This window comes from Demequina lutea, assembly GCF_013409005.1.
Lineage (GTDB): Bacteria > Actinomycetota > Actinomycetes > Actinomycetales > Demequinaceae > Demequina > Demequina lutea.
Genome location: NZ_JACBZO010000001.1, coordinates 2657285 through 2676875, shown reverse-complemented (window position 1 = coordinate 2676875; position 19591 = coordinate 2657285). Strand labels below are relative to the sequence as shown.

Genomic DNA, 19591 nt, shown 5'->3' with positions numbered 1-19591 from the left:
ATCGTCACGTCTCGGTGAGGGCGCTACCCTGCAGCGTCGTCGTAGAGCCGCTCGCGCGGGTCTTCTTTGGCGGTCTCGAGCGCGAAGGCCTGGATTGTCTCGCGTGCTTGCTTGCTCAACTTGGTGGGCACGTGCACGTCGACCCGCACCAGCAGGTCGCCGGCGCCTTCCTTTCCGACGATGCCCTTGCCCTTCACGCGTAGCGTCGTGCCAGACGACGTTCCCGCCGCGACCTTCACCTTGACTCGCTCGCCCGACAGCGTCGGCACCTCGACGGTGGCGCCAAGGACGGCCTCGTCAAAAGAAACCGGCAAATTCATCCGCAGGTTCTTTCCGTCGACGGTGAACACCTTGTGCCTCCCTACATGAATGGTCAGAATCAGGTCGCCAGGGGGCCCTCCGTGCATGCCCGCACGGCCCTTTCCACGCAGCCTGATCTTCTGGCCGTCCGCCACTCCTGCGGGGAGCCGGGTTGAGAGCCTGTTGCCGTCCATGCTGAGAGTGACGGTGGCACCCTCGGCGGCCTGCCGGAAGCTCACCTCGGTCGCCGCGGCGACGTCGTTGCCCCTTTGGGGTCCCCGGCGAGCGCCGAACAGCCCGCCCAGGATGTCCTCAAAATTCTGACCCCTGTTCGCGCCGCCGTTGAAGACGCCACCAAAGGCGTCCTCGAAGCCGGCACCTCCCGGGCCGCCCGCCTGGAACCGTGGGCCGCCGCCTCCCATGGCGCGAACTCCGTCGTACTGCTTGCGCTGTTCGGCGTCGCTCAGCACCGCGTACGCCTCGCCCATCTCCTTGAAGCGCTTCTCCGCGGCGGCGTCGCCCGGGTGGCGGTCGGGGTGGTTATCCTTGGCGGCCTTGCGATAGGCCTTCTTGATCTCGGCCTGTGAGGCGCCCTTGGGGATGCCAAGGATCGCGTAGAAGTCCTTGTTGAACCAATCCTGGCTAGTCACGGTCGCCTCCTCTCGAGCATGTCCTGCGGGCGGGGCCCGCTAGTGGTCTTCCGGCTGCGCGACGACGACGCGCGCGGCGCGCACGACGCGATCGCCGACGCGGTGGCCGGGCTGGGCGACGTGGACGACGGTGGGTTCGGTGACGTCGGTGCTTGGCTGCGACATGAGGGCCTCGTGGATCGTGGGGTCGAAGGGGTCTCCCACGGTGCCGAAGCTCGACCAGCCGAGCTTGCCGAGCGTCTCCTCAAGCTTCTCCGCGATCGAAGCGAAGGGGCCCTCGGCCAAGTCGCCGTGGGCCCGCGCGGCAGCGACATCGTCGAGCACGGGAAGCAGGGCCTCGATGACCTTCGAGGTCGCCGATTCGCTCATTGCCAAGCGGTCGCGGTCGACGCGCTTGCGGTAGTTCACATATTCGGCCTGCAGGCGCTGCAGGTCCGCGAGGTGCTCGGAGGCCTTCCGTTCGACCGCGGTGAGCGCGTCATCTGCGCGGTCCTCGTCGACGCTCAAATCGTCGACGGTCTGCCCGGAGGCGCCGTCAACAATGCGTTCCGCCTCGGCCAAGGCCTCGTCGGCTCCGTCGTCGTCGGGCGAGGTGAATCCAGTGGTGTCGCTCATGGCTTCCTTTCGCGCGCGGCGGCGACGAGCGGGCTAACCCGCCCGTCGCCAGTCACGCTACTTGTTCTCGTCCTCGTCAACGATCTCGGCGTCGACAACGTCCTCTTCGCCGTCGGCGCGAGGGGCCTCACCGTCGGCCGGGGCGTCTGCCTCGGCGGACTGCTCGGCCTTGTAGATCGCCTCGCCGATGCGCTGAGCCTTGGTGACGAGGTCGTCGTGTGCGGTCTTCACCGCTGCGGCGTCGTCGCCCTCGAGGGCCTTGCGAACCTCGGCGATGGCCGCCTTGACGTCATCGGCCACCTCGGAGGGCACCTTCTCGGCGTTGTCGGCCAGGATCTTCTCGGTCGAGTAGGCGAAGGTCTCCGCACTGTTCCGGGTCTCGGCCTCTTCGCGGCGCTGCTTGTCTTCCGCAGCGTGCTCCTCGGCATCCTTCACCATGCGCTCGATGTCTTCCTTGCTGAGCGCGGAGCCGCCGGTCACCGTGATCGAAGACTCCTTGCCGGTGCCGCGGTCCTTTGCGTGCACGTGGACGATGCCGTTCGCGTCGATGTCGAAGGTGACCTCGATCTGCGGCACCCCGCGCGGGGCGGGCGCAATGCCGCCAAGCTCGAACGTGCCCAGGAGCTTGTTGTCGCGGGCGAACTGGCGTTCGCCCTGGTAGACCTGGATCATCACGGACGGCTGGTTGTCGTCCGCGGTCGAGAAGACCTCGGATGACTTGGTCGGGATGGCCGTGTTGCGCTCGATGAGCTGCGTCATCACGCCGCCCTTGGTCTCGATGCCGAGGCTCAAGGGGGTGACGTCGATGAGCAGCACGTCCTTGCGCTCGCCACGAATGACTCCCGCCTGGAGCGCGGCGCCTACGGCGACGACCTCGTCGGGGTTGACGCCCTTGTTTGGCTCCTGGCCGCCGGTGAGTTCCTTGACGACCTCGGTCACGGCGGGCATGCGCGTCGAACCACCCACCATGACCACGTGGTCGATGTCGGCCAACTTGATGCCGGCGTCCTTGATCACCTGGTGGAACGGCGCCTTGGTGCGCTCGAGCAGATCCTTGGTCATCTCCTGGAACTGGGCTCGCGTGAGCTTGATGTCCACGTGGACGGGGCCGTTCTCGCCGATGCTCAGGTACTGGAGCGAGATCGTGGTCTGCTGCGCGGAGCTGAGTTCCTTCTTGGCCTGCTCGGCCGCCTCACGCAGGCGCTGGACGGCCGACCTGTCCTTGGTCAGGTCGATGCCTTCGGAGTTCTTGACCTCCTTGACCAGGAAGTCGACGATGCGCTGGTCCCAGTCGTCGCCGCCGAGGCGGTTGTCGCCGGCGGTGGCGCGCACCTGAATGGTCGAGAATTCGTCCTCGTCCTTGCCCACCTCGAGCAGCGAGACGTCGAACGTTCCACCACCGAGGTCGAAGACGAGGATGAGTTCGTCCTCCTTGCCCTTGTCCAGCCCGTACGCGAGAGCGGCCGCGGTGGGCTCATTGACGATGCGTAGCACGTTGAGGCCCGCGATCTCGCCGGCGTCCTTCGTGGCCTGGCGCTGGTGGTCGTTGAAGTACGCGGGGACGGTGATGACCGCATCGGTCACCTTCTCGCCCAAGTACTCCTCGGCGTCGCGCTTAAGCTTGCCCAGGATGCGCGCGGAAATCTCCTGCGGCGTGTACTTCTTGTCGTCGATCTTCACGTTCCAGTCGGTGCCCATGTGGCGCTTGACCGAGGAAATGGTGCGATCGACGTTGGTGACGGCCTGACGCTTGGCGATTTCGCCAACGAGCACCTCGCCAGTCTTCGAGAACGCGACCACGGATGGGGTGGTGCGGGTGCCTTCCGCGTTTGCGATGACGGTGGGCTCGCCACCCTCAAGCACGGCGACGCACGAGTTCGTGGTGCCGAGGTCAATGCCTACTGCACGGGACATGGTGGCTCCTCCTTGTGCGGGGTTCTCCCGCCATTGCGACTGCCCGCTCGAGACTTGAGCGGTATGCACTCAAGTTACGCCTCGGCGCGAAGCGTGTCAAGTTGAAAGGGGCAAAGTTGAGCGAACCCTGCTCAAGTTCTCAGAATGGCAATGAGGCACCCATCCGACTCGAAGATGGCGGGGGATCTACTTATCGATGCGAAGCGTGCTAACCGCACGGCCCACACTGGGTTGAGTGCCGGTGTCACCAACCACGGTCACCTGCACGATCACGACACGGCCGTGATGCATGAACGTGTACACCGTCACCGTGCCGTGCTTGCCGCTCGCATTCCAAGCCAGGTCGCTGACCCGGCCGTGCAGGCCGGTTGACGTGGTCACGCCGTGCGGAATCGTGGGGGCTACCTGCACGACATCGCCCATGTCTTTCATGACCAATTTGCTTGCCGAGGAGACCGCACTTTCGTGGATTGCGGTGAGGGTCTGGTTCGAGGCCTCAGGGTCCGCGGCCTCGAACATCCTGACGGTGCCTGCACCTCCCGGCAACGTCCAGGTGCTCGCATAGACCGTCACTTCGTGCGAGAAGAGCCCGGAGACGTCTCCTGACTCGACGCTCGATTCGTTTGTCCACGTGGGGTCCACCTCGAGCGCTGCCTTGCCCGTCTGCGATATCCACATCAGGCCGCCCTCAGTCGCGACGTCTTGAGGCGAGATCAGCGGCGCGGTGTAGTCGTCAGGCGTTGCTGTCAGCGCCCCGAACGCGAGGCGTCCCCCCACCACGGCCACCGCGAGCACGAGGACGAGCACCACGATCTGTGAGATGCGTCGTCGTGCCTTGTGGGCGCCGGCACCACTCACTGGCTCGATCCAATCAGGGCCGGCAGGGAACGACGCTTGGGCTGCACGGGAATACTCGGCGTCGCGAGACGGCTGCGGGGGCCAGGCTGCGGACGGTTCGTGGACCGGCCAGCCAGCCGACGACGGCGTTGTTCCCTGGGTGGGCTGCCGCGGCTGTGGTGGCGGTGCGAGCGGTTCGCCGCGTTCGAGCGATGCGACGAGCCACATCGGCGCCTCGTCGTCGGGGCCGGGAACCGCCGCGAAGTCCTGTGCGGGGGACTCGGGAGGTCGCCGAGACGTGTCGCCGTCTCCTGCCGTGCCGTCGCCGCCATTCGATGGGTCGCCAGCCGATGCTTCGGCGCGCGAGCGTTCGTCCCCGCTTGGTTCGTGCTCGGGCTGAAATGTCACGGGCAACTCCTCATCGTCATCATAGGAGCCACCGGAAGGTGGACTGGCGGACCCGCCCGCGCCTACCGTACGAGTCATGTCCTCCGCGCAAACACCTGCCCAAGCGGCCGCGCACTTTGCCGCGCGGCTCCGGTTCGAGACGGATCCAGGTGACGTCCACGCGGCGCTCGAATCGGGCCAACCGGGATTCGTCTTCGTGGATACCCGCGGCGACGAGGCCTGGGACCAGGGCCACGCCAGGGGAGCCGTGCACGTGACCAAGCCGGAAATGCCGAATGTGATCCCGACGTACCCCGTCGGGACCCAGTTCGTCGTCTATTGCTGGGGCCCAGGGTGCAATGGCGCGACGCGAGCGGGCCTGATCATCTCGGAGGGCGGCTATGCAGTGAAGGAGATGATCGGCGGCTTCGAGTACTGGGCAAGGGAGGGTCTTCCAGTCGATCGCGTGGCGCGTGACGCGACGGGGGTCGAGATCATCGTGGACGCGACGAGGGCTGCGGACCCGCTGACCGTGCCAGCGGGCGTCCCCGCACAGCGCATCGTTTGCGACTGCTAGTACCGTTTCGGCGCGTGCCGCGTGCCGCAAGCACCGCGTGGCTGCGCGCGGAGTCACGCGTCGATCAGGCGGCCATCAGACATGAGAACCACGCGATCGTCGACCAACTCCCCCTCGGCAGCGTCGTGCGTGACCATGATGAAGGTGGTCCCTGCGGACCGCAGGATGTCTCGCACCTCAGCGCCTAGACGGGTTCGTAGCTCGGCATCGAGGGAAGAGGGCGGCTCATCGAGAGCCAGCAGACGAGGAGAGGGCGCCAGGGAGCGGGCCAACGCGACCCTCTGCCTCTCGCCGCCCGAGAGGTCCCTCGTGTCTCTCGGGCCGAAGCCTGCGAGGCCCACCATCTATAAGACAGCGGCGACTCGCCCGCTGCGTTGACGGCGCGGCATCCCAGAACTCTCTAGGCCGAAGGCGACGTTGCCCTCGACTGTCCTATGAGGAAAAAGCCGGCCATTTTGGAATACGAGCCCGAAGCCCCTCCCGTGGGGAGACGCTCGGGTTTGGTTCGGTCGCCGAAGGTGAGCACGCCGCCAGAGTCAAAGGGATCAAGGCGATGGCAACTGCCGCCCGCGCGGCCGCATTCGTCTGAGGCATATGGATTCCTCCCGGTTAAGGAGGGGACGAGTGTCGACTCCCTACGCCGGTGCGAGCCGGATCAGGTTCGAGGGTCTGTGGCGGTCCGCACTCTCAGCGCCCTGACCAGTTCGGTGTGAACGGAGGCGCTCCCCTGTCGTGTACCTCACTATGGTGCGGGTCCAACGCGATAAGGAGACGAGCGGACGATGCTCGGCGCGAGAGTTACCGTAGTTGCGCGCGCACCCTAGACTGGTCCGGGCTCCAACGCCGTTGACGAGTGGTTCGGGAGGTGACGTGAACTACCTAAAGGAAATCTTTGGTGCGCGTGAACTTCTGACGAACCTGACAATGCGTGAGGTGCGCGGCAAGTACAAGCGCACCGTGCTTGGCCAGTTGTGGTCGCTCGTCAACCCCCTGGCACTGATGCTCATCTACACGTTCGTTTTCAAGTTCGTGATCAAGGTTCAGCCCGATGCAGGAAGCCCCAGTGGGCTGAACGTCTTCGCCATCTGGCTCCTGTGCGGACTTCTCCCCTGGACCTTTCTGGCGACAGTCATTAACCAGGGTGCTGGATCGCTTGTGGAAAACGCGAACCTCATCCAGAAGGTGTCCTTCACTCGCATCGTGCTGCCGTTAGCCGTCGTCGGTTCCGCGGGCTACAACTGGATGTTTGAGATGGGCGTGCTCGTCATCGCCCTCACGGTCGTCGGCGGGTTTGTCATTCCGTGGATTCCTTTGGTCTTGGTCGCGATGGTATTGCTCGCGCTCTTTGCCGCAGGGCTTGCGCTCATGCTCTCGATTGCCAACGTGCACTTCAGGGACACCCAATACTTCATCTCCATTGCTCTGCAGATGTGGATGTACCTGACGCCCATCATTTATCCGGCGACATTGGTCGACACAAAGTCGGTGGAGCTCGGGGGGCTCGCGGGAACCCGCATCACGGTGGCGGACATCTTCCACCTGAACCCCATGGAACACATCGTCAATCTCTTCAGGACACTGTTGTACGACAACCGAATGCCGGACCTGTCCGACTGGGTCTGGTCCTTCTCGGCCGCCGCTGTGTCGATCGTGCTTGGGCTCATCGTGTTCCAACGCCACGCCCGCGGCCTTGCGGAGGCGCTATGACGGAGATTGCAGTCCACGTCGACCACGTGAGCAAGAGTTTTCGCATGTACTACGAGCGCAATCAGACGCTCAAGGCGGCCATCATGCGCCGCCGCACGTCCGTGCACGAGGATTTCTGGGCGCTTAAGGACGTGTCTTTCGACGTGCCAAAGGGGTCCACGTTCGGACTCATTGGCAGCAACGGCTCCGGAAAGTCGACCCTGCTCAAGTGCCTCGCGAACATCTATTACCCCAACAAGGGAACGATTTCGCACACCGGCCGCGTGGCCGCGATGCTTGAGGTCGGCTCCGGATTCCACAGTGAACTTTCGGGCAGGGAGAACATCTACCTGAACGGCTCGATCTTGGGGATGAGCAAGAAGCAGGTGGAGGCGAAGATCGATGAGATCGTCGACTTCGCCGGAGTGGGCCAGTTCATCGACCAACCCGTCAAGAATTACTCCTCCGGCATGTATGTGCGCTTGGGTTTCGCCATCTCGATCAACGTTGATCCGGACATTTTGGTGGTTGACGAGGTGCTCTCGGTGGGCGACGCCGAGTTTCAGGAGCGGTGTTTCGAGCGGTTTGGCGCGCTCAAGGAGGCAGGCAAGACCGTGATTTTGGTGAGCCATTCCACCGAGACCGTGCGCAACATGTGCGACCAGGCGGCATGGATCAATAAGGGCGAACTGATGCAGGTGGGCGATGTCGACTCGACAATCAAGGCGTACCTCGACTCCGTCCCACACGACGGGCAGTAGGGCGCCGAGTTGATTGGGAGCCTCCCGCCACCGCGGATCTCCGTTGCCCTATGCACGCACAACGGTGAGGCATTTATCGAGCAGCAACTGCTCAGCATCCTTTCCCAGGACCCCGCTCCGTGGGAAGTGGTCGTCTCTGACGACGCGTCCAAGGATGGGACCGTCGCGATCGTCGAGCGGGCGGTCGCCGACTGGAACTCGTCTCTACCAACGCCCATCGAACTGGTGATGTTGCGCAACGCGACGCCGCTCGGAGTGACTGCCAACTTCGAACAAGCCATTGCCGCGTGCGGCGGCGACCTGATCGCACTGAGCGATCAAGACGACGTGTGGCATCCCGGAAGGCTCGCGAGGGTCCTTGATATCTTGGCCGAGCGGCCGACGGTGCGCGTTGTCGCTTCGGACGCCACCCTGGTAGACCGCGAGGGCGTTCGTCTCGGCTACTCGCTCTTCGAAGCGCTCGAGGTCACGGAGCGCGACCTCGCGCTCGTCAACGGTCAACAACCTTTCGCCACGCTGATGCGCCGCAACATCATCACGGGTGCCACCATGGTGTTTAGGCGTGACGTTCTCGATGTCGCCATGCCCTTCCCGTCTTCGTGGGTTCACGACGAGTGGATCGCCACCATGGGAGCGGCGCTTGGCGACGTGGTCCTCGTGGAAGACCAACTGATCGACTACCGGCAGCACGGCGGCAACCAGATTGGGGCATTGCGACTCTCACTGCCGGACAAGGTGAGGAGGCTGTTCGAGCCTCGCGCCGACCGCAACGCACGCTTGCTTGTTCGGGCCGAGGCGCTCGCGGAACGCACGGCGTTTCACACCGAGTTGTTGAGCCCACGGGTGCGGGAGACCGCGGCGGCCAAACTCGCACACGAGCGCGCACGCAGCGCACTTCCGACGATGCGTGTACGCAGACTCATTCCGGTCTTAGCGGCGGGCGTCGCGGGTCGCTATGGGACGTTTGGCCGCGGAGCCATGGATATGGTGCGTGACATTTGCCAACCGTCTGGCTAGAGCCCTGAGATCGAAATATTTCCCGGGTAGCGCTTGATACCCTTGAGCCATGTGCAGCGACGAGCCTTTGACACCCTTCGGCGACGATGGTGAGTATCAGGTGCTGTTGCGCCAGATGGCGCTCGTCGACCGGGTGATCGGTCTTGAGGCAGAGGTTGCGCGACTCGAGGCGGCGGCGCGGGAATCAGGCGGAGCTCGCGCGGAGATCGAGCGTCTCGAGACCGCGCTCGCGGCGGTATACGCATCGCGCACCTGGTGGGTGGGCCGGGCATTCCTTGGCCCAGTGCGTGTGGCGCGGCTCCTGAAGGGGCGGTCGTAGTGTCGGTTGCCCACAGGCGAGGAGACGCGCCCACTGTCACCTTCGTCGTGCCCATGCCTGGCGACTCGAGCGGTTCCTGGCTGCCCTTGTTCAAGTCGCTCCAGCGGCAGACAAGCGAATCCTGGAACGCGGTCTTTGTCCACAAACTGCCTGCCGACAAGGTTCCCGCAGACGACGGCAAAGTGAGCCATATCGCGGCGGGGACAGGCGCAAAGCTTGCCGACGCATTGAACCGGGGCCTCGCGGCGGTGCAAGGGGATTTCGTCGCGTTCCTGAACCCCGCTTCGCGTCTTGCTCCGGAAGCGACCGCGTTGCTGTTGGCCGAGGCGGCATCGGGCGCAGATATTGCGTACGGCGACGAGCGCATCGGCGCCGATACCTTCTTCAAGCCCGAGTTCTCACCGGAACGCTTGCGCTGTCAGCCCTACCTTGGCGACACCACCCTTTTCAAGGCGTCGCTCGTGAATCAGGTCGGCGGCATCCGGGCAGATGTCGAGGGGGCGGAACTCTACGACCTTGCGTTGAGCACCACGCGCGTTGCGTCACGGGTCGCACACGTGGCCGAGGTGCTTTCTTCGAGGCCCGCGAAGTCCATCGCGAATCTGTGGACAATCCCCGCCGACGTCCAAAATTCAAACATCTCGGTGGTTCTTGGGGGTCACCTTCGCCAGACCGGCGGAGGGAAAGTGCTTGCAGTCGGCGCTAACGGCGTCCATCGGACTCGTCGCACCGTCAAGGGCGAACCACTCGTATCGATCGTGATTCCCACGCGCGGAGACCGCGCCGTGATTCATGGCTCCGACAGGTGCCTTGTGGTGGAGGCCGTACGAAGCGTCGTCGAGATGTCGACGTACAAGAACATAGAGTTCGTGGTCGTTCTCGACTCGTCAGCTCCCGACGACGTCACGGCTCAGCTGCGCGAAGTTGCCGGCGAAGCGCTTCGTCTCGTGGCGTGGGACAAGCCGTTCAGCTTCTCCGGCAAGATCAACCTAGGCGTGCTTCACTCGGCGGGCGAGTACGTACTGTTACTCAACGACGACGTCGAGGTGATTTCGCACTCCTGGATCGAACCCATGTTGGCGCTGGCGCAGTTGCCAAATGCGGGAATCGTTGGGCCGATGCTCTACTTCGAAGACGAGACGATCCAGCATGCGGGCCACGCGTACATCAGGCTCGACGTCACGCATATCGGCCTGCACTCATTGAGGGGTTCCGCGGGGCCTTGGGGGGCGTTCCTCGTGGAGCGCGAGGTCGCAGGCGTCACGGCCGCGTGCGCGCTCGTGCGCAAGGACCTTTTCCTTTCTGTGGGAGGGTTGTCGCCTCTGCTCCCGGGCAACTTCAACGATGTCGACCTGTGCATGAAGTTGTCTACAGCTGGTTACCAGGCATATTGGACTCCGAATGCGGAGTTGTATCACTTCGAATCGAAAACGAGGGACCCGAGTGTCTCCAGATATGAAGTGTTGACCGCTTGGGGTCGTTGGGAGCATCTGTTCTGGTCGAGCCCCTGGTGGCCAACCAATCCCCACGAGGTATTTGAGCTCGGTCGTGCGTATGACTTGCACTGAACCTTGCCTGCTTGAGGAGAATTCCTACGCCAACAGATAGGTTCTTAGCGTGAAGAAGACCATCCCCGACCTCGTTTCCGTCGTGCTCGTGAACTTTCGTGGCGCCGATGACACCGTCGAAGCCATCCGGGGCCTCCGCGAACTCGACTGGCCCCAGCACCTCCTCGAGATCATCGTGGTGGAAAACGGATCGGGCGACGATAGCGTCGCAAAACTTCGCGCGGTGCCCGGCAAGGTCACGGTGGTCGAGTCCCGCGAGAACCTCGGCTTCACGGGAGGGTGCAATCTCGGAGTCTCCCGCGCGACCGGTGAGTATCTCGCCTTCTTGAACAACGACGCGAAACCCGCACCTGACTGGATCTCGTCCGCAGTCGCCACCTTCAGGACGTCCCCCGACATCGGCGCGGTGGCGAGCAAGGTCCTCGACTGGGAGGGGGACCGGATCGACTTCATTGATGCCGCCGTGACCTGGTATGGCATGGGCTATAAGCCTCACGCGGGCGAGCGCGATCAGGGCAAATGGGACGTGGAAAAGGATGTGCTGTTTGGCACGGGGGCGGCGTTGTTCGTTCGCGCCAAGGCCTTCGCAGAGGTGGGCGGGTTCGACGACAACTTCTTCATGTTCTACGACGATGTCGACCTGGGTTGGAGACTCAATCTGCTCGGCCACCGTGTCAGATTCCAGCCGAAGTCGCTCGTGTTCCACAAGCATCACGCCTCGATCGAGAAGTTCGGAGACTTCAGGGAGCAGTACCTCCTCGAGCGCAACGCCCTGTACGCCCTCTACAAGAACCTCGACGACGCGTCCCTGGCGCAAGTGCTGCCTGGTGCAATTCTCTTGGCAACACGGCGATCGGTCGCGCGCGGATCGCTCGCCTCGGGAAGCCTCGATCTGAGGGTGCCTGGCGACGACGGCGACCGGATGATGAGCGTCGACAAGTCGACTCTCGCCGGCGTCTTCGCAATCGACCAATTCGTGGAGAACCTCCCCACGATGGCGGGCGAACGCACGCGCGTGCAATCGACTCGTCGTGTCTCAGATCGCCAACTCAAGTCCCTCTTTGGTGAGACCGACGAACCGGCCTATCCGTCAGAGACCTATCTCCAGGGCTACGAGAACATCGCGCAGACGCTGGGCATCCTCGACATCGAGGGCAAGCGACGCGTCGTCGTTGTGACGGGGGACCCTGTCGGGATCCGGATGGCGGGCCCCGCGATCCGCGCGTCGAATATTGCGCGTGTCCTTGCCAGGGAAAACGATGTGAGGCTCATCAGCACGACGGCCGCCATCTCGATCGATCCCTCGTATGAAGTGTTCACGGTGCCTCCCACGAACCCTCGTGGCATGGAGGAGCACGAGAAGTGGGCCGACGTCATCATCGTCCAGGGGCACGCGTTGCAGTACTTCCCCTCGCTCGAGTCGACATCAAAGGTCACGGTTGTTGACATCTATGACCCCATGCATCTTGAACAGTTGGAGCAAGGGCGAGAGCGGAGCATGCGCGAGTGGAATGAACAGGTCGGCCACTCCAACGAGGCTCTCAACCACCAACTTGCGCGCGGCGACTTCTTCTTGTGTGCGAGCGAGAGACAACGCCACTTCTGGCTGGGGCAACTCGCGGGCCTCGGGAGGGTGAACGCCTACACCTACTCCCGTGACGACAAGCTCAGGTCGTTGATCGATGTCGTTCCCTTTGGAACACCGAGTGACGCACCCGTAGCCGAGAAGTTGGCCATCAAGGGTGTGGTTCCCGGAATCGACGCAGATGACAAGGTCGTGATCTGGGGCGGAGGCATCTACAACTGGTTCGACACGCAGACCCTGATCCGGGCCATGGCGATCCTCTCGGAGCGCAGGCCCACCGTGCGGCTCTTCTTCATGGGGGTCAAGCACCCAAGTCCGAACGTGCCGGAGATGGCGGCCGTCTCGCAGGCGCGCGATTTGACGTCGGCGCTGGGCCTCAACGGTCACGTTTTCTTCAATGAGTCGTGGGTGCCGTACGAACAGAGGCAGAACTATTTGCTTGACGCGGACCTTGGCGTCTCGACTCACTTCGATCACGTCGAGACGACGTTCTCATTCCGGACCAGGATCCTTGACTACCTGTGGGCGGGCCTGCCCATTGTCTCGACCGAGGGCGACGCGTTTGCCGAGCTCATCGAGGCCGACGGCCTCGGAGCGGTAGTACCCGAACGCGACGCGGCCACCCTGGCCTCGGCAATGGAGAGGCTCCTCTTCGACGACGCCGAGGCGGAGCGAGCCCGCACCAATGTGCGTCGAGTGCGCGAGGACTTCGTGTGGGACAAGGTGCTTGCACCGCTCGTGGAGTTCTGCCGTCATCCTGTGCGTGCGGCCGACAAGCGTGACGACATTCCGGCACCGGGCGGCACCACCAAGGACCTCGTTGCGGCGGCGCGTCGACCCCGATCGAGCAACCACAGCGGTCGCAGACGCGACCTGGACCGCGCGATCTACTACCTACGCAACGGGGGGTTTGCCGCGGTTACCGATCGCTACAAGGCGCGCCGCGCACGCTTGCGCGCGGCGGCAACGCGCTGAATTGCGACTCGCGCGGTGCCTACGGTTTGACGCCCACGTTCGCGACTGCACGTGCGAGGTCGCCAGAACTAAAGTTCGAGATTGGCAATTGGCCGCCTTCATACATGACGACGACGTCCCCGAGGTTGACGTCGGGCGCCCATTGTGGATCCGGTTGGGCCGTCAAGTCAACGCTCTTTGGATCTGACACCCATAAGTACAGGGCGGCCGAGATGACGTGCTCCGACCCCAACTCGCGACCAGACTCGGCTGCAGCCGCGCTTGCCAACTGCGAGCCCTGAAATACGAGGAGAATTGCGAGCGCAGCAGCGATGCTCGTCCGCCACGCAATTCCCCTGTCCCATAATCGGCTCAAAGCGAGGGCGCACAGGGGCAACAGCAACAGCACGATGTAGTAGACGTAGCGCGACGATCGGCCGCTGCCCACCGAAAACTCGGCCCTGCTAAAGGCAGACATGAAGGCGAACAATGCGGCCGCTCCCGTCAGGATCATCGCTGGCAACAAACCCGGAACTGAGAGTCGCTTCCAGCGCACCAAGACCAACCACGTAGCGAGACCGAGGAGCACGAGTGTTCCCGTACCCCATACGGGGAACACACTCTGAAAGCCGAGCAACAGCATGACGCCGATGAATTCAGGCATCTGGACGAGGACCTTGTGGAGCCCGAGCCCGCCCGTGGCGGGATTGCTGGGGCTACCGAGCGCGAATGCCACGTACCACGAGAGGTAAACGAGGCCCGTGATCGCGGCGAAGGTGATCGCGGGCCTCTTCCCGCTTTTCGCCCAGAGGATCGCGGCGGTCGCCGCCACCAAAGGGATCGAGGTCCCCGACCACGTGAGTGAAAACAGGGCGATCGCGACAACGGTGACGAATCGCCCGCGGGTGATGTGGGGCGTCATCGCGAGCAGGAACGCGAACAAGCCAAGGGCGATCGCGCCGAGGTACCCGATTTGGAACGCCCAGAGGATGTTTTCGGAGCCGGCGCCCAGGGCGATGAACACGCTTGCGACCGCGGTGGCGACCCATGCGTTTGCTCCGGATCGGATGCTGATGCGCCAGGTGAGGTGTGCCGCAGCCAGGTGGATGAGAGTCACGCCGAGCGCGAAGGGAAAGTAACTGCCAAGCCCAAACCACTTGCGCAGCCCGATGAAGATGAGCAGGGGACTCGTGCTCCAGTGGCCCACGTGAGGTGCGAAGAGTCCGGGGTGGTTTGGCTCGAGAAAGGCCCACTCGTCAAAGAAGAACCATTGGTCCTTCTGCAACCACAGGATGAAGACCAACCCGGCAGCAAGCGTGGCGAGATGCCAAGTGCGCGGGGAAACGGCCCTCACCTTGTCAGAAAACGTTGACAAGTGGATCGAACCGGCTGCTGGTCCATGTGTTCGCGTGGGCGTCGCCATGCCAGAAGTATGCCACCGGAGTTCGCGAGGAAATGCACGGTCGCGGGCGATGCCGGTGAAGGCCCTCGGGTCGCGTTGCAGCATCAAACTCATGCCGCGACACTCGTGGCGATGACGGTCGCACCAGCGCTGACATCGGGGTCAACGTCAACACGGCGATGCGTAGGCCGCCATACCTGCCGGTATCCGATCCCGTCGAAAGCCCCCTGGGCCGCGCCCGCCCGCTCGGTCAGCGTGAGGGCCGTGCGGATGGGCAAGACCGCAAGTAGTGATCCGGCGGCTATTCTCGTCACGTGTTCCACTCCCTGATCTCGATCCTCGTCGCGGGCGGCGTCACCGCGCTCATCGGGGCCGCGGCCGCAGGCGTTACCAGACGCTGGTGGGAAGGCTCGAATTACCTTGGGGTGTCCCTGGGGGTCACTGGTGTGGCGGCCGCGTCGTACGTTGTCTTCCTCGTCACATGGGCATCGCCCATAGCCGGAAAGTTGATTTCTCTGGTGATCGTCGCGGTGAGCGCGGCCATCCTCGTCAGGATGAAGGCGTGGACCGCGTGGCGCCAGGTCGCGCCCATGGTGTTGATCACCGCGGGAACGATCGTTGCGTACGTCGGCTTCCTGTACCTGTGGCACACGCAGTTCGACGCCTTCCAGTTGGCGCAGGCACGCTTTGCCGAAACGCCGCTACCCATCGACAATCACGTGCCCGTCCTGTTTGCGGACCGCCTTGCGTCTGGGCAATCGACCCACCTGCTGCTGCTCGACTGGAACGGGAGCGACCGCCCACCCCTCCAGGCAGGACTCATTCTCCTCACACGCGTATTTGACCTGCGGATCGCAGGGGCGGTCGCCCAAGGCTTCGGCGCGAGCGTCATCTCTCAGGCGCTGTGGATCCCCGCGCTCTATGCACTCCTGAGGTCAGCGGCGATCCCCAGGAGGGCGTCGTTCGCGGGCGTGGCCATGGTGGCAGTGACGGGGACCACTCTCGTCAACACGGTTTTCACTTGGCCCAAGATGATGTCGGCTGCGCTAATTCTGGTCAGTTGCGCCTTCCTTATAGAGGCCGCCAGGCGACCCTCCAACGTCGCCCGCAACTTGGCGTTGGCAGTGGCGACCTACATGTTTGGAATGCTGGCGCACGGTGCGGCCGCATTTGCCGTTCCATTCGTCATCATTCTTGGTCTGATCGCTTTGCGGCGCTCGGTCCATTGGAGTGCGTGGCGGTCGGTCGTGGCAGCGGGAGTTGTGGGCGGAGCTGTCTACGTTCCGTGGGCGCTGTATCAGCGCTTCGCCGACCCGCCGGGAGACAGACTCATCAAATGGCACCTCGCTGGTGTGATTTCCGCTGGCGACCCGCGTAGCGCGCTTACCGCCATCAGTGACTCGCTGAGTTCACTCTCCCTCGCGGAGTGGTGGTCTGGGCGAGTCGACAACTTGGCGACGGTCATCGGCTCGAACCCGTGGTCGGGCATTCACTGCGGGTGCACCGCCGATCTGGTGAGTCGCAGGAGCGCGGAGTTCTATACGACGACCGCGGCCCTTGGCCTGGCATACCCGGCGCTGTTGGCTGTTCTCGCGGTGATAATCGTGCTCTTCGCTAGGCGGCGGCGCCTCGGGTCCGGCGATAAGGCCGTACTCTTCGCCGTTGCCGCGAGCGCGGCTTCCATTGCCATGTGGTGCGTCCTAATGTTCATGCCGAGATCAACAGTTGTCCACCAAGGCTCACAGGTTTGGATCATTCTTCTCATCGCGGCGCCGACGACGTGGCTGGCGCTCAGGCGCCCATGGTTGGCGTGGGCGCTAGTCGCTACTCAAGCGGCCGCAACCATCGTGGTTTATGCGCCTGCGACGAATGGCGGGGGACTCTCCGCTGCGGGACTCCTCCTGGCTGTCGCGGGGGTGTGCGCTTGCGTGGGCGGCGTCCTGATCGCGCACGCGTCGTCGCCCGAAACTGCAACGCCGGCCGCGCCTAAGTTGGCGTCATGAGGGGGCTGCTTGCCTCCCGGCGCGGGATGCTTATCGCCAATATCGCTGTGCCGGTCCTCTTCGTCGCCGTCACGGTGGCCCTGCGTGGTTGGGCGCTGCAAGTGTGGCAGCCCCTCAACGCTGATGAGGCGGAACTCATGGCGCAGGCCCATGCGGCCGAGCGATCCATTCTGCCGTTCACCACATGGACCATGGGAACGACGGGTCCCATCTGGCCGATGTTCCTGGCGGTTCTCGGCCATCTTGGTTACCCTCTCACGATCGCCTCGGCGCACCTGCTGGCAGCGATCCTCACGGGAATCATGGGCTTCCTCGTCTGGATTCTCATGCGCCGTGTACTCGGTAACGCCAAGGGGCTCTTGGTTGCCGTGATGATGTGGTTGCCTTTGGCGCTCATCTTTCCCGTGGGCGCCCGGAGCGACTTCGGCGCGCTGACCACGGAGCTCTTGCCATCCGTCTTAGTCCTGTCCGCGGCGCTCTTTCGTCCGGCTTCGCTGGCCTCACGTCCGTGGCTCTTTGCTCCGGTGGGGCTCCTCTGTGGCCTCGCGGTCGGGTCCAAGTACCAAGTGGTTCCGGTAGCGGGCGCGCTGCTCATCGCCCAGTTGATCTCGACACACCAGTCGAGGCGGAGGACGTTGCTGGCAAGCGCGTGGTGGGTGGCGGGAGCCGCGACACCATTCGCGATCATCGCCATTGCGCTCGTGATCTCGCCCTCGGTCTCGCTAGACCTGATTCGTCAGAACCTGTCGTTTCTATCCGCCTACGCGGGCAAACTCGATGTCGCCTCGCGGGTGGCGAACTTCGTGTGGCTGTTTTCACGCCAGGTCTACGTCGTGCTGGTATTGATCCTCCTCGCGCGGCTGAGTTCACTGTCCTCGCGCCGGGTGATGATCACGCGCATCGGTTTGGCGTTGAGCGGCTTCATCGCTGTGGCTGCGGGCGGCATGGCCTTCCCCCACTACTTGTGGTTTCTCTACATTGCGCTTGCCCTCGCGGCTGCGCAGCCGGTGCGCAAAGGTGCGCGCCTCATTCCGTGGGCAAGGGATCTCCGTGCGCGCCGCGCACTGGCAGGCTTGGCCCTCGTCGGTCTTCTCGACGTGATGGTCTTTGGCATCGCGAGTGACAGGTTGATCATTGCCGGTCCTAGCACGGTACGCGCCGGTCTCAGCGCGGACTCGGTGCCGCGAGATGCGGCCGTGGCTGCGGCCTGTCCTGCAGGGTCGCACGTGCTCGTCTGGGGTTGGGCGGCGGAACTATACGTGTATTACTCCTGGGAAAACACCGTGCCGTTCATGAATACGCTCGGATTGAGGTCAACGCCCGCCAACCTTGAGGCCGCTCGTCCGATCGTCAGCAAGGGCATAGCAAATGCCGATTGCGTCATTGACGCGAGCGGGCCACCATTCTTTGGCGCTGACACGTCGGCGAGCCTCGAACTCGTGTACCCGGAGTTCACTGTGGTATTGAACAAGGACTTCACGAAGCGGCGGGGCGTTTTGCACTGCGAGTCGTGCACGCTCTACGTCAGGAACTAGGCCTCGGCCTTGCGGCGGAAGGAGAAGTGCCTGTGCCCAAAGTAGCTGATGATGGCGAGGGCCACCGTGATGACGGCCTGGGCCACGATGCGAGTCATTCCCCATTCGACGACGAGGGGTAGCGCGACTGCGTTGATTCCTAGCGAGGTCAGGTAGACGCTCTCAAAGCGCCCGAGGTCTCTCCACACGTGGCCCTCGACCTTGAATACGAAGCGCCGGTACAGCACGAATGCGGAGAGCACGCCGAGGATGTGAGCGACGAAGAGCGTCGACAGTGAGCCGGCGACGGTGCCGAAGGTGCCGTCGACCCACTGGCCGAGCGTGCGGTCCACTGCCACGAATAGGACGAAGCCCACGACGGTGTTGACACCGCCGACGATGAGGAACGCGATGCGCTGGTCCTTGATGAGGCGAAGTAGCAGGCCCTTGCGCCGTGGGGCTTCTTCCTCGGGGAGATCGAAGCTCACGCGAGCACTTCGAAGTCGGCAACCTGACCGGCCGCGGTAGCCCTAGCGTCGGCCCCCGACTGCGTCGCCTTCTCCCACTCGACCGTCCAGCCGACGCTTTGGGCGAAAGTGAGCTTGTTGTGCCAGCCCAGTTCAGACTCGGCCTTCGTGGCGTCGAGCGCCAGGAGTCCCGCTTCATGCGGGTGGTCGCCCTCGTCACGCGTCCACGTGGCGGTGGTGTCGTAGAGCGACGCCACCAACTCGGCTACGTGCGCCACGTCGACAAAGCTGTCGGGGCCTGGACCAAAGTTCCATTCGCCCGTGCCGCGTCCGCCGAGGAGGGCGTCGGCGAGGCTGAGGTAGCCGTTGAGGCAATCGAGCACGTGCTGCCACGGCCGAACCGACTCCGGGTACCTGAGCAGGGGCGAGCGGCCCTCAGAGAACGCCTCGATCAGGTCAGGGAGCAGCCTGCCGTCGCACACGTCGCCCCCGCCGATGACGTTGCCAGCCCGCGCAATCGCGGTGGGCGTGCCGAGGAAGGACCGCACCCACGACTGCACCAGCAGGTCGGCCATCGCCTTGGAGGCGCTGTAAGGGTCGAAGCCGCCCAGCGGGTCGGTCTCGACGTAGCCAGCCGCCTGGTTGACGTTCCGGTACACCTTGTCGGTGGTGATCACCACGTGGGCCTTGACCGACGGGGTGTTCTGCACCGCCTCGATGACGTTGAGCGTGCCCATCGCATTGGTCTCGAATGTCGCGCGCGGCGCACGGTAGGACTCCCTCACGAGCGGCTGGGCCGCGAGGTGGAGTACCACGTCGGGCGCCGTTTCGGTGATGGCCCGCGCGGTGGCTTCGGCGTCGCGAATGTCGACGCGGTGGTCGCGCTCCACGAGCTCGCCGATGCGGGCCCGCTCAAAGAGAGACCCGGCGACAGGGTCGAGCGACAGCCCCGACACCGTATGACCACGGCCGGTCAGCATCAGCGTGAGCCAACTGCCCTTGAAGCCCGTGTGCCCGGTGACCAGGTAGTGCATT

The 19591-nt window shown here is 64.0% G+C and carries 18 protein-coding genes and 1 riboswitch; of the genes, 9 read left to right on the top strand and 9 right to left on the bottom strand.

Annotated elements, in window-relative coordinates; genetic code table 11:
* Positions 1-23: 23 nt before the first annotated feature.
* From BKA03_RS12845 to BKA03_RS12830, 4 genes are all read right to left on the bottom strand, one after another.
* The gene (locus tag BKA03_RS12845) at positions 24-950 is read right to left on the bottom strand and encodes a DnaJ C-terminal domain-containing protein (RefSeq protein WP_062074291.1); all 927 of its coding nucleotides are present in this window, start codon (positions 948-950) and stop codon (positions 24-26) included.
* A gap of 39 nt (positions 951-989) precedes the next feature.
* Entirely contained in the window at positions 990-1565 is a 576-nt protein-coding gene (gene grpE, locus BKA03_RS12840; RefSeq protein ID WP_062074290.1) for a nucleotide exchange factor GrpE, read from the bottom strand.
* A gap of 57 nt (positions 1566-1622) precedes the next feature.
* A complete protein-coding gene (dnaK, locus tag BKA03_RS12835) occupies positions 1623-3479 on the bottom strand; it encodes a molecular chaperone DnaK (protein ID WP_062074289.1) in 1857 nt (618 codons plus the stop codon).
* Positions 3480-3665: 186 nt separating this feature from the next.
* Positions 3666-4724 carry a hypothetical protein gene (locus tag BKA03_RS12830; protein ID WP_062074288.1) on the bottom strand — a complete coding sequence of 353 codons (1059 nt, stop codon included), beginning with the start codon at positions 4722-4724 and terminating at the stop codon, positions 3666-3668.
* A gap of 76 nt (positions 4725-4800) precedes the next feature.
* On the opposite strand from BKA03_RS12830, the gene BKA03_RS12825 reads away from it, so the two are divergent.
* Positions 4801-5280 (top strand): rhodanese-like domain-containing protein, encoded by a 480-nt coding sequence (locus BKA03_RS12825; protein ID WP_062074287.1) that lies wholly within the window; start codon positions 4801-4803, stop codon positions 5278-5280.
* Positions 5281-5333: 53 nt separating this feature from the next.
* Here the strand turns inward: BKA03_RS12825 and BKA03_RS12820 are convergent, their stop codons facing one another.
* On the bottom strand, positions 5334-5624 hold the full coding sequence (locus tag BKA03_RS12820) for an ATP-binding cassette domain-containing protein (RefSeq protein WP_062074286.1): 291 nt from the start codon (positions 5622-5624) through the stop codon (positions 5334-5336).
* Positions 5625-5895: 271 nt separating this feature from the next.
* Positions 5896-6019, bottom strand: a riboswitch (TPP riboswitch).
* Positions 6020-6150: 131 nt separating this feature from the next.
* On the opposite strand from BKA03_RS12820, the gene BKA03_RS12815 reads away from it, so the two are divergent.
* The 6 genes from BKA03_RS12815 to BKA03_RS15610 are packed head-to-tail and all read left to right on the top strand — an operon-like array spanning position 6151 to position 13191.
* Positions 6151-6987, top strand: coding sequence for an ABC transporter permease (locus tag BKA03_RS12815; RefSeq protein WP_062074285.1), 837 nt, complete (start codon positions 6151-6153; stop codon positions 6985-6987).
* Positions 6984-7727, top strand: coding sequence for an ABC transporter ATP-binding protein (locus BKA03_RS12810; protein WP_062074284.1), 744 nt, complete (start codon positions 6984-6986; stop codon positions 7725-7727). Before BKA03_RS12815 ends, BKA03_RS12810 begins: the two co-directional genes overlap by 4 nt.
* Positions 7728-7736: 9 nt before the next feature.
* Positions 7737-8744, top strand: a complete 1008-nt coding sequence (locus tag BKA03_RS12805; protein ID WP_062074283.1) for a glycosyltransferase family 2 protein — start codon at positions 7737-7739, stop codon at positions 8742-8744.
* 49 nt (positions 8745-8793) lie between these two features.
* Positions 8794-9063: a hypothetical protein gene (locus BKA03_RS12800; protein WP_062074282.1), complete on the top strand. Its 270-nt coding sequence runs from the start codon at positions 8794-8796 to the stop codon at positions 9061-9063.
* Positions 9063-10631, top strand: a complete 1569-nt coding sequence (locus BKA03_RS12795) for a glycosyltransferase family 2 protein (RefSeq protein WP_062074281.1) — start codon at positions 9063-9065, stop codon at positions 10629-10631. The genes BKA03_RS12800 and BKA03_RS12795 overlap by 1 nt, the downstream gene beginning before the upstream one ends.
* 49 nt (positions 10632-10680) lie before the next feature.
* Positions 10681-13191 (top strand): glycosyltransferase, encoded by a 2511-nt coding sequence (locus BKA03_RS15610; RefSeq protein WP_062074280.1) that lies wholly within the window; start codon positions 10681-10683, stop codon positions 13189-13191.
* A gap of 19 nt (positions 13192-13210) precedes the next feature.
* On the opposite strand, the gene BKA03_RS12785 is transcribed toward BKA03_RS15610, so the two are convergent.
* Together BKA03_RS12785 and BKA03_RS12780 are read right to left on the bottom strand one after the other, a co-directional pair.
* Positions 13211-14686: a hypothetical protein gene (locus BKA03_RS12785; RefSeq protein WP_152649471.1), complete on the bottom strand. Its 1476-nt coding sequence runs from the start codon at positions 14684-14686 to the stop codon at positions 13211-13213.
* A complete protein-coding gene (locus BKA03_RS12780) occupies positions 14683-14886 on the bottom strand; it encodes a hypothetical protein (protein WP_062074278.1) in 204 nt (67 codons plus the stop codon). The genes BKA03_RS12785 and BKA03_RS12780 overlap by 4 nt, the downstream gene beginning before the upstream one ends.
* Between BKA03_RS12780 and BKA03_RS12775 the strand changes: the two genes are divergently transcribed.
* Positions 14887-16575, top strand: a complete 1689-nt coding sequence (locus BKA03_RS12775) for a hypothetical protein (protein WP_062074277.1) — start codon at positions 14887-14889, stop codon at positions 16573-16575.
* The gene (locus BKA03_RS12770; RefSeq protein ID WP_152649470.1) at positions 16572-18110 is read left to right on the top strand and encodes a glycosyltransferase family protein; all 1539 of its coding nucleotides are present in this window, start codon (positions 16572-16574) and stop codon (positions 18108-18110) included. The genes BKA03_RS12775 and BKA03_RS12770 overlap by 4 nt, the downstream gene beginning before the upstream one ends.
* Here BKA03_RS12770 and BKA03_RS12765 read toward each other — a convergent pair.
* Both BKA03_RS12765 and rfbG read right to left on the bottom strand, forming a co-directional pair.
* Entirely contained in the window at positions 18107-18577 is a 471-nt protein-coding gene (locus tag BKA03_RS12765; protein ID WP_062074275.1) for a GtrA family protein, read from the bottom strand. The genes BKA03_RS12770 and BKA03_RS12765 overlap by 4 nt on opposite strands.
* Entirely contained in the window at positions 18574-19590 is a 1017-nt protein-coding gene (rfbG, locus tag BKA03_RS12760) for a CDP-glucose 4,6-dehydratase (RefSeq protein ID WP_062074274.1), read from the bottom strand. The genes BKA03_RS12765 and rfbG overlap by 4 nt, the downstream gene beginning before the upstream one ends.
* Position 19591 lies beyond the last annotated feature (1 nt).

What these genes read in the sequence shown, in the direction of transcription:
- grpE (WP_062074290.1), bottom strand. Translation starts at nt 1,565, where the DNA reads ATGAGCGACACCACTGGATTCACCTCGCCCGACGACGACGGAGCCGAC.
- dnaK (WP_062074289.1), bottom strand. Translation starts at nt 3,479, where the DNA reads ATGTCCCGTGCAGTAGGCATTGACCTCGGCACCACGAACTCGTGCGTC.
- BKA03_RS12825 (WP_062074287.1), top strand. Translation starts at nt 4,801, where the DNA reads ATGTCCTCCGCGCAAACACCTGCCCAAGCGGCCGCGCACTTTGCCGCG.
- BKA03_RS12820 (WP_062074286.1), bottom strand. Translation starts at nt 5,624, where the DNA reads ATGGTGGGCCTCGCAGGCTTCGGCCCGAGAGACACGAGGGACCTCTCG.
- BKA03_RS12810 (WP_062074284.1), top strand. Translation starts at nt 6,984, where the DNA reads ATGACGGAGATTGCAGTCCACGTCGACCACGTGAGCAAGAGTTTTCGC.
- BKA03_RS12800 (WP_062074282.1), top strand. Translation starts at nt 8,794, where the DNA reads ATGTGCAGCGACGAGCCTTTGACACCCTTCGGCGACGATGGTGAGTAT.
- BKA03_RS12785 (WP_152649471.1), bottom strand. Translation starts at nt 14,686, where the DNA reads ATGAGTTTGATGCTGCAACGCGACCCGAGGGCCTTCACCGGCATCGCC.
- BKA03_RS12770 (WP_152649470.1), top strand. Translation starts at nt 16,572, where the DNA reads ATGAGGGGGCTGCTTGCCTCCCGGCGCGGGATGCTTATCGCCAATATC.
- rfbG (WP_062074274.1), bottom strand. Translation starts at nt 19,590, where the DNA reads ATGCACTACCTGGTCACCGGGCACACGGGCTTCAAGGGCAGTTGGCTC.